This is a genomic window from Acinetobacter piscicola (assembly GCF_002233755.1).
GTDB lineage: Bacteria > Pseudomonadota > Gammaproteobacteria > Pseudomonadales > Moraxellaceae > Acinetobacter > Acinetobacter piscicola.
On the sequence record NZ_NIFO01000046.1, the window covers coordinates 1 to 9,931 of the forward strand.

The 9,931-nt window shown below is 37.3% G+C and carries 10 protein-coding genes; 5 read left to right on the plus strand and 5 right to left on the minus strand.

What is annotated here, in order from left to right; all coding sequences use genetic code 11:
- Positions 1 to 149 precede the first annotated feature (149 nt).
- Positions 150 to 1,439 (minus strand): hypothetical protein, encoded by a 1,290-nt coding sequence (locus CDA10_RS16425; protein ID WP_089606612.1) that lies wholly within the window; start codon positions 1,437 to 1,439, stop codon positions 150 to 152.
- 170 nt (positions 1,440 to 1,609) lie between these two features.
- Between CDA10_RS16425 and CDA10_RS16430 the strand changes: the two genes are divergently transcribed.
- Positions 1,610 to 2,110 (plus strand): YcxB family protein, encoded by a 501-nt coding sequence (locus tag CDA10_RS16430; RefSeq protein WP_089606613.1) that lies wholly within the window; start codon positions 1,610 to 1,612, stop codon positions 2,108 to 2,110.
- Positions 2,111 to 2,179: 69 nt separating this feature from the next.
- Positions 2,180 to 2,818, plus strand: coding sequence for a fumarylacetoacetate hydrolase family protein (locus CDA10_RS16435; protein ID WP_089606614.1), 639 nt, complete (start codon positions 2,180 to 2,182; stop codon positions 2,816 to 2,818).
- A 418-nt stretch (positions 2,819 to 3,236) separates the two neighbouring features.
- On the opposite strand, the gene CDA10_RS16440 is transcribed toward CDA10_RS16435, so the two are convergent.
- The gene (locus CDA10_RS16440) at positions 3,237 to 4,037 is read right to left on the minus strand and encodes an AraC family transcriptional regulator (protein WP_089606615.1); all 801 of its coding nucleotides are present in this window, start codon (positions 4,035 to 4,037) and stop codon (positions 3,237 to 3,239) included.
- 104 nt (positions 4,038 to 4,141) lie between these two features.
- Here CDA10_RS16440 and CDA10_RS16445 point away from each other — a divergent pair, with 104 nt between their 5' ends.
- Both CDA10_RS16445 and yddG read left to right on the plus strand, forming a co-directional pair.
- Entirely contained in the window at positions 4,142 to 5,068 is a 927-nt protein-coding gene (locus CDA10_RS16445; RefSeq protein WP_167374982.1) for a DMT family transporter, read from the plus strand.
- A gap of 22 nt (positions 5,069 to 5,090) precedes the next feature.
- On the plus strand, positions 5,091 to 5,984 hold the full coding sequence (yddG, locus tag CDA10_RS16450) for an aromatic amino acid DMT transporter YddG (protein WP_089606616.1): 894 nt from the start codon (positions 5,091 to 5,093) through the stop codon (positions 5,982 to 5,984).
- 116 nt (positions 5,985 to 6,100) lie between these two features.
- Here yddG and CDA10_RS16455 read toward each other — a convergent pair whose 3' ends face one another.
- Positions 6,101 to 7,345: a YihY family inner membrane protein gene (locus CDA10_RS16455; RefSeq protein ID WP_089606617.1), complete on the minus strand. Its 1,245-nt coding sequence runs from the start codon at positions 7,343 to 7,345 to the stop codon at positions 6,101 to 6,103.
- Between the two features lie 113 nt (positions 7,346 to 7,458).
- On the opposite strand from CDA10_RS16455, the gene wrbA reads away from it, so the two are divergent.
- Positions 7,459 to 8,055: an NAD(P)H:quinone oxidoreductase gene (gene wrbA, locus CDA10_RS16460; protein ID WP_089606618.1), complete on the plus strand. Its 597-nt coding sequence runs from the start codon at positions 7,459 to 7,461 to the stop codon at positions 8,053 to 8,055.
- Positions 8,056 to 8,158: 103 nt separating this feature from the next.
- Here the strand turns inward: wrbA and CDA10_RS16465 are convergent, their stop codons facing one another.
- On the minus strand, positions 8,159 to 8,539 hold the full coding sequence (locus tag CDA10_RS16465) for an FmdB family zinc ribbon protein (protein ID WP_089606619.1): 381 nt from the start codon (positions 8,537 to 8,539) through the stop codon (positions 8,159 to 8,161).
- A gap of 330 nt (positions 8,540 to 8,869) precedes the next feature.
- Positions 8,870 to 9,892 (minus strand): sensor domain-containing diguanylate cyclase, encoded by a 1,023-nt coding sequence (locus CDA10_RS16470; RefSeq protein ID WP_089606620.1) that lies wholly within the window; start codon positions 9,890 to 9,892, stop codon positions 8,870 to 8,872.
- Positions 9,893 to 9,931: the final 39 nt, after the last annotated feature.

Here is a 9,931-nt window from a genome sequence, read left to right on the forward strand (position 1 = left end):
AGTTCGAATCTCTCTGAGCGCACCACTTGAATACATCGAAAGATGAAAATTACCGCTTAATTGCGGTTTTTTTGTGTTTGCAAATTCATTCAAAAATATTGATATTCAAATTAGAAAAATAACGCTGTCATTGATCCAAGTTATCCGAACTATTTAATTTTCTGTACAAAAATTGCATTTGCACCTACAGCAGGTAGCATTTCATGGTAGGGCAAACTACGTGCTGCTCTGAGTAAAAAGGGTGCTTTTTCATCTACTTTTATGGTTGTGGTCATTTTCAATAAAGTGTCGTTGCCTTGTGGGAAAAACTGAATCTGTCCTTTTAAAAAGCGTAAATCTCCACCATTGGAATAGAAGTTATTTTCAGTGGTTTTGGGGTAAGTAAAATGCATTTTAAAATCAAAAGGAATATTAATCACACCGAGACCAACACTGACTTTAAATTCGGCATCCTGTCCTTGCTGATTTAGCGCAGTCGTGGTGATGCTTTTAATTTGTTTAGGAAATACCTCTTTATAGGACATGGGCTGTGTCCATTTCTGCATGTTTTGTGGGGGTGTTTTAAAATATTGATAGGTGGTGGTAAATCGTAAAGTTTCACGACCATGGGTATAAGGCACGGTGCTTGGATTCAAAATAATACTAATCGGCTGTTGAGAGTTCGCACTGATTTGAGCGATTTTATTCACTTGAGCGCTGTTGAGCTGAGGGTTTGGGAATAGTCCTGCATTAAGCGCCGTGACTTTCTTTGGATTCAAACGGTTTTTTAAAGCTTCTAAAATAAAAGCATTGGTACTTTGCGGAGCGCCTAATTTAAGCTCAGGGAATGCTGATATGATCTGTTTAAATAAGAAGCCTTGAGGTTGGTTTAAATCTCCCCATTGAGTAAGGGTGATCAGGGTCTTTTTATCGCCCAAGCTAAACCATTCAAATTTGCCTAGGCCATAGGGAATAGGTGCATCAATAACCAAACTAGAAATGCTGTTTTGCCCGATTTGATGCTGAAAGACCACATCTTCATTAAAATTGAGTACAGGAATAGGTGTTGGGATAGAAATTCTGTATTTGACTTGGCTGATATTTCCAGCTTGTTCTATGACTTTTGCTGATTTTAAGGTTGGAAATAATCCAACATATTGCGTGTAATTGCCCAATATTTTAGCCACATCTTGACTATTTACAGGAACAACAATCGCAGCGGTAGAAAATTTAGCAGTGGGTTGAGTGTTACTTTTTAATGTAGGTAGGGTGGTTTTTACTGCAGGATGTGAGTAGATTAAAATATTATCTTGAGCAATTGCAGCCACTTGTTGTGCATTATGATCAAAAGGCTTTATTCCGCTAGGAATATTGTCAGTCCAAGAAATTAATTTTGCAAAACTGATTGAGCTAATACTGCTTAGAAGAATAAGGCAAATAATTGCGTGAAAAGCGTTCATCATTTTTCCTTTATTGTTATTCGAGCCCATACAGGAGCTGGGAGCGCTATTTTTAAAATGATTTACCAGATAACAATAGAGGTGTTCTGTAATTCGGGACGAAAAGCATCATGCCGATTCAAATCTAGTGTAATATCTTGGCATCGTAATTGATTTGTATTGAAACAACTATGTCAGACAGTAAGCCTGCATTATCAGCACGTTATTATCTTAATTTAGAAGAATCACAAGACGGTTTTAAGCTTGCCACTTTTGGTAAAAAACAAATCAGTCAATTGCTTACACCTTTGATCAGTATCGGGATTATCGCGTGGGGTATTTACCTCGGTTTTGATGGTGTGGGTCAGTATTACGTTTACTTAGGTAGTTTTTTCCTTATTTTGCAAATACTCATGCGTTATTGGTTTTTACCGATGATGTTTAAAAGGCAGTTCGTAAAATACCAGTTTGGTAAAAGTGAACAAGGGATTGAGCTATTTCAAGATTATGCTGAAATATTCAGTAGTGGTCGCCCGAAACAAGTTTTTCATTATGCAGATGTACAAAAATTTGCAGAAGGTACGTTGACGTATATGATCGAATTGAAAAACCGAACGGTGATTATCGTACCAAAGCGTGCCTTTGAAGCTTCAGCGGAGCAATCCATTTTTGTAAATACGTTTAAAAAATAAGTTCAAAGCAATATTATTTGATGGATTTAAGTCAGTTATTTAATGGTGATGAGATAATAGGGAATTAATATGAGTACACGTCCATCTAAAATTGTGTGCGTCGGTCGTAGTTATGCAGCGCATGCCGCAGAATTAGGCAATGCGATTCCAGATCGTCCAGTTTTATTTATCAAACCGCCCAGTACCTTGATTTCTTTAGAAGAAGGCATTTCTTGGAATGAAAATTGGGGCAATTGCCACCACGAATGTGAATTGACTTTACGTATAGATCAGCCTTTAAAAGGCGAAACCAATCCTGAAAAAGCACTTGAAGCGATTGGTGCGGTGACTTTGGGTTTGGATTTAACCCTGCGTGATTTACAAGATGATTTGAAGAAAAAAGGTCAACCTTGGGAACGTGCAAAGGCTTTTGATGGCGCATGTGTCCTTGCTGATTGGGTCAGTATAGATGAAGTGAAAGATTGGTCTGCGATCACGTTTGAATTTGCGGTAAATGATCAAGTTCGTCAAAAAGGGGATACTTCATTATTGATTTTTGATATTGGTTATTTACTGGCAGATATTAGCCAAGTTTTCTCTTTGGAACCAGGTGATGTGGTGATGACGGGTACGCCAGCAGGTGTAGCAGCATTGGCTTCAGGTGATCAATTAACCATGACTTTAAATGGTCAGAGTCATGATTTTGTTTGGAAAACATTTGTGAAGTAAGGTTTTCTATTTCAAATTTATAGTGAACACAAACGGATTAAAGCGAAGGTTTTAATCCATTTTTTATCATCTATGATTTTATAAATTTGATTGGTCATGTCTAAATCAATAGATAAATGACGTCAGTTCGAGATAAAATCTGATGTAAGTTATTGAAAAGATAGATTAGGCACAACGGAGTCTTACCGTCTAAAGTCCGATGTAAGGATTAACCTTCGGTTCGACCTACTTTTCTTTCGGGAAAAGTAGGCAAAACCATTTGTCAGTCGCGAACTCGGCAGATACTATCAAGTACCTAATATATCGCAAAAACAGTATATTACAGATGTAGCCCTGCCTCGAACAATGCGACTGACATTTCCGCGTATCATATAGTTGGGAACATATCTTATCTCGAACTCAGGTTAAATAAGTTAAATCAACGATGTAGTAATTTTCTAAACTGATCAGGTGTGATTTTCATCCAACGCTTAAACATATTAATAAAGGCAGATGAATTGGCATAGCCCAAATCCAAAGCAATATTTTCAACTGTTCTTCCGTCATCTAACATCGACATGGCTTTCATCACTTTTAAACGTTGTCGCCATTCATTCAAAGACATGGAGAGTTCTTTCAAACTTAAACGTGCCAATGTACGTTCAGTCATATTTATCCGTTTGGCTAGATCTTCTAAAGTGCTGTTATCCGCAGGACAGGTATGCAAAAAATCTAATAATTGTTTAAGTGCAGGATGCTCTGTATGTGGTAAATAACTTCCGATGAGTTCAGCATGATGTAGTTGATCAAGTAGTACTTGTAATAAGCGTAAATACTCAGCATCTACCTCATCCATTGGGTGGTGTTTGAGGTGTTGTAAAATTGCAGAGACCAATGGTGAGGATAAAAGAATACCTGCTTGTTGTGGTAAATGTTCACATAAAGATTCATGGATATACAAAGTGGCATGCGAGACCGAAGTTCGGTTTAAACCACTGTGATTTACATTGGGAGGTAGCCAAATCCCATAAGGAGGCGGGGTTATATAATTGATTTGTTCAATATTAACCTCCATCACACCATTAAAGGCATACACAAACTCGCCCCACGCATGACCATGTTCAGGATAAACAGATAAAGCAGGATCATCTCGGAAATGCAGCCATAATGGCGCCTCAATCACATCATTGGTTTTGAGCTGTGTTGTATATTCAGTTTGAGCGTTTATTTTTTTTATCATTTGAAAATGCCCGAATAAAAAGATTTGTTGTCTGTTTTGAAGTATATCCTACAAAATTGACAGGATTATAGTGTACTCAAGATATTTCTATTTGAGTTAGATCTGTGGATATGCGCAAAGCAATGGATGCTCAAGCATCGAGTTTAATGATCGGGTTATGTATGATTTGGGGCATTCAGCAAGTGGTGTTAAAAATCGCCGCAGCTGATATTTTACCGATTATGCAAATCGCAATCCGTTCAGGTTTATCTGCGCTTATGGTTTTGCCCTTGATTCAATTGCAACAAGGGGTAAGCTTATTTTCTAAAGAATATTTTATACCGGGCATTTGGATTGCTTTTTTATTTTCAGCCGAATTCTTTTTTGTAGCAGAAGCATTGCGATTCACCTCAGCTTCTCATACGGTGGTCTTGTTATATACAGCACCGATTTTTGTGGCTTTAGGGCTGCATTGGAAATTACCGACTGAACGTTTGGCGATGATCCAGTGGGGAGGGATTTTTATTGCTTTCCTTGGAATTGTTGTGACATTTATGGGACGGGATGATCAGGCTATCGGTTCTGACATGCTATTGGGCGATGTTTTAGCGCTGATTGCAGGGATCATGTGGGCACTCACCACGATTTCTTTAAGATTGACCAAATTGTCCGATGCACATCCAACCCAAACTTTGTTTTATCAATTGCTTGGCGGTTTTGTGTTTTTATTCCCTTTGGCTTTTATTTTAGGACAAGCTGAAATTCATTGGACAATCATCGCTATAGGGAGTTTGGCTTTTCATACTTTGATAATGTCGTTTATGAGTTTAATGCTGTGGTTTTGGCTGTTGCGTCATTATCTCGCCAATCATTTAGGTGTTTTTTCTTTCCTAACACCAATTTTCGGTATGATTTTTGGGGTGATTTTTTTGGATGAACACATTGAAATGAATTTTATTTTCGGTACAGGACTGGTTTTGCTAGGGGTCATGATCGTCAGTTTACATCAGTGGATTGAAAAGAAATTACATTTTACTGAATCAACGCAATAAAGATGAGTGATGTGTATTGGCTATGCCGTATTTGAATAAACTGAATAAATATACATGGATGGGCTTATCCTCAATTCTGATCTGGGCAAGCTTGGTTGCCGTAGTGAAGTTGATTACTGAGTCTTTAAGCCCGATTTTAGCCATTGCATTGATTTATAGTTTTAGTGCGCTGAGTATCTTATTGCTGAATGGTTTTCCTCAAATGAGTCGAATGCCAAAAAGTTATTTATGGGGATGTGGAAGCCTTTTCGTCCTCTATGAAATTCTATTTCTTAGCTCGGTTGCTTTTTCACACGACCATGAACAAGTTTTAATTATTGGCATGATTAATTATTTATGGCCACCGTTAACAGTTGTCTTGGCAATTTTTGCAAAGCAACTTAGTTATAAACTACCTGTCATTTTAGGTTTTATTCTCGCTATTTTGGGACTCATGATGGTGGTTAACCCTGATGTTCTCAATCTTTCAAAATTCTTCTCTGTGCTACAGAAAAACCCTGTGGCTTATAGTTTTGCATTGATTGGGGCAATTTTGTGGTCTTGCTTTAGCGTGCTGACTAAAAGATACGCGCAAGGACATAACGCCGTTCCATTATTTTTTGCTGTGACGGCACTTTCTTTATGGGCTGTACATTTCGTCTCTGCTGAACCTTTTACCTTTCCCAGTTTTGAAATGTGGGCTGCCATTGCAGTTACAGGAAGTTTAATCGGTATTGCTTATAGTCACTGGAATCAGAGTTTGCAATTTGGTGATATGAAATTATTGATTTTAGCGACTTATTTTATGCCGATACTTTCCTCTGTGATGTCGATGCTGATTTTAGATGCAACACCACAATTGGCTTTTTGGATTGGGACAATCTTGGTGACAATAGGTGCAATGATTTGTTGGAAAAGTACAGCCGAAAAGCAGTAAAACTATACTCACTTAGCGGCTGTTATCCTCATATTTTTATCGTGTATAAGTGAAGACAATTGATGCTATTTATTGATCAAAACTGTTCATTTATTAAAACTACTAATTTATTAAAACTATTTATCGTCCAAAATGACTGAAAGCGGTATGGATAATTTGGCTGCTAGGTATTCATCAGACTCTATGAGTGAAGGGCCAATTTTTTGCATCCAAATATCATCATCATGAATATTTTTAACATCCTCACGATTGGGAAGTGTATAAGGCAGTGATTTGTAAAATGACCAAAAATCAATGGTATCTAAGTTTCGAACAAGAACGTATTCATCGTTGTCAGTACGTTTGATTAAGTTCTGCTTTTCTAATAACAATACATAGGTTGGCCAACGACCAATTTCACCACGACCCAAAATATCTAATGCTTCTGCATCTGTAACTGCTTGCCCAGTTTGTTGTTTTTTATAAAATAATTCTAAAATGTCCAAGAGCATTAATACAGGATGACGTGTCTGTACTTTGCCTGTATGAAATGCAGTCAGCGCATAGCTAATTTCAACGCCTAATAGGACAATATTCCATGACATAAAAATCCACAATAAGAAAATAGGAATTGCAGCAAATGCGCCATAAACAATGGTATAGCTCGTGAAATTAGCCATCACAAAACCAAATAGGTTTTTGAGTAATTCAAAAACGACAGCACTAAATAAACCTGCGATGGCGGCAGCTTGGACTGGAACACGGCGATTGGGAATGGTCCAATACAGGATAAAAAAGCCAAGTACAGTTAAAGAAAAAGAAATGATCCAAAATACAGCAGTTCCATCTACTTCATAGCCTGCGAAGTTATTACTTAAAATACTCATAGATGCCAATGTCGATGAAATCACAAAAGCACTTCCCAGTAAAATCGGGCCAAGTGAAATGATGGTCCAGTAGCGCATAAAACCAATGATACCGTTACGTGTTTCTTGAACTTTCCAAATTCGATTGAATACAGTTTCTATACTGGTCAGCATCATCACTGTGGTAATAAACAAAAACAACACACCAATAATTGTCAGATTACTTGAATTATCTGTAAAAACATTAAAGGCTTTATCAAAAGCGATGCTGGTTTTTGGCAAAAAATTGCTATAGATCATTTGTTGTAATTGTTGTCGAGCAGGTTCTAATGCTTTGATTGATGAAATAATGACTAAAAAAACAGTCAGCATGGGTACGACTGCAAACAACGTGGTGTAGGTTAAAGACCCTGCTTGTTCACGACAGCGATCAGTTTCAAAACGGCGCAGTACAAATAGAATGAATTGAAACCAAGTTTGATTATAAAAGGGTAGTTTTTTAAGTAATTCAATCATATATCTTTTATCTCAATTATTTTTTGGTACATATTCAACTTTCATCAACTAGCTTACCCAAAAATGAAGCAAAATACCGTATAGTTTATTTTTAAAATTTGAATATTTACAATATGCAAGCTTATGTTTTAGTTTTATATTACAGCAAATATGGCTCTACCAAAGAAATGGCGCACTTGATCGCCAATGGAATTGAGTCAGCAGGAATGGCTGTAAAAATAAGAACCGTACCCAATCTTTCAACTGTGGTGAAAGAAGCAGAAGCGAGTATTCCTGAAACAGGCGACATCTATTGCACTTTAGATGACTTACAAAATTGTGCAGGTTTGGCTTTAGGTTCTCCAACACGATTTGGCAATATGGCTTCAGAAATGAAATACTTTTGGGATCAAACTACAAGTCTTTGGTTGAATGGCGCATTACACAATAAACCTGCTTGCGTATTTACCAGTTCAGGTTCGATGCATGGCGGGCAAGAAAGTACATTGTTCACCATGCTTCCACCATTATTCCATCATGGCATGATGATTATGGGCTTAACCAATGCTCATCCTGCTTTGTCTAATACTAAATCAGGTGGTACGCCGTATGGTGCAAGTCATGTGAGTGGGCCACGACATGATCAGGGCTTGAGTCAGGATGAAAAGGCATTATGTGAAGAGCAGGGTAAACGTTTAGGTGAAGTGGTTAAAAAATTGATTGCTGAATGAGTTTAAATTTTTAGTCTGAAACGATATTTATGTATGTTTTAGCATAAAAATTAAGGGCTTCATCGCGATATTGTCGATAGATGAAGCCTTTTTTTGATGGGTTTTATTCAGGCTTTTCTGCTTTTTCCACATTGAAACGATGCTTGCATTTTTTGCATTGATAATCAAAAAAGATATTTTGATCGACAATTTCTCCTGCTTTTTTACCAAAACGTCTACCTAAAAAGCCACCTGTAATCCCCACACTGATTGCACCGACAAAAGTTCCAATCGTACCGCCAACAATGACACCCAAAGGCCCTGCAACTGTTCCAATTGCAGCACCAACAGAAGCACCTGTGGCAGCACCACCTACAGTACCTGCTGCTGCACCAGCAGAGGTGAGTAATACGCTGCCTGCTTTTCCAAGTAACTCTTCGTGGTCGCGTCGTTCTAAGTCAGTTGAACCACATTTTGGACAACTTATTGTTTGTTCATCAGTCATTGGTCTTTACTCGTTGTCGCAAATATAAGCGAATGATCCATAAACCATAAATAGAGTCCATTGACCTTTCACCAAGCTATCGTTTCATCATTCTTAACAAAATTGAAATAACGCTAAGGCAGATGATGTTTTCCATGATTGTAACGAAATACCAAAGTAAGTCTTTATATTTTATGTGAATACGAAAGCTTAAATCATGATCGCTTTATCGCTGTGTTTGATTTGGGGGAACTATTAAGGTTTCTTTGTCTGTATTGTTGTAAGGCTAAACAAGTTATTTGAAAATAGATGAAGATTTTACTTTTAATTTAATGTGATATCTCAATTTATTCAGTCTGCTAAAAAGATTTGATTTCGACCAGATTTCTTTGCACGATATAAGGCTTTATCAGCGCGTTTAAAAACATCTTCTATATCGGCATCATGTGTTTTGACTTCCGCAACGCCAATACTTACCGTAAAACAAATAATATTGTCATCATAATGTATTTTCATCATTTCAATGGTTGCGAGTATTCGTTTAAAAACCTGAACAGCTTCTGTGCTTAAACATGCAGGTAAAATAATCGCAAATTCTTCACCACCAATACGTGCCAAGAAATCATTTGTACGCAGCACTTTTTGAATATGTTCCGACATCAGTTTGAGCACATAATCACCAGCCTTGTGACCATAACAGTCATTCAACGTCTTAAAATGATCGATATCTAGAATACCAATACTAAAAGGGATGTTTGATTTAAAGAATTGCAACATGGTCTGGTTGCTTTCCTGAATAAACACACGGCGATTAAATGCACCAGTTAGTTCATCTGTAGAAGCCAGTATTTCCATTTCCTGAAATTGCAGATGTAACTTGATGTTCATGGCTAACCAGTTGGCGAGACATTGTAAAAGAATGGCTTGTTGTTCGCTGTAATAATGTTTTCTTTTATCTGCAACGTTTAATGTTCCGATGCAAATATCGTTGTGAATCATGGGGGCATCCATACAAGTGCCCATTCCATGCTGAGCAAGCATTTGGCAGTCAAGCTCGTCTGATTGAGTTACATCATCACAAATGATCAATTTTGCTGTAGCAAAGGTTCGACCAACAAAGGTTTGATTGATCGGAATTTTAAAATCAATAGGAATTGCTTGATTTCCAGAAATAGAATAGAGCTTGAGATATTCTTCATTTTCTTGAAGAGTAATGCTTGCTCGATCTGCATCAAAAACATGTGATATCCAAAAAGCAATTTTATCGAGCAAATCTTGTAAAGATGCAGCTTTGCTTAGGTCATGTATAAAATCTACGGGGAGTTGAATATAGTGCTCTTCATCCAAACCCGATAGTTGATTTGGATCAAACATTCGCTCAGTAAACTTTTTGGTGGTGTTTTAAAAAGTATG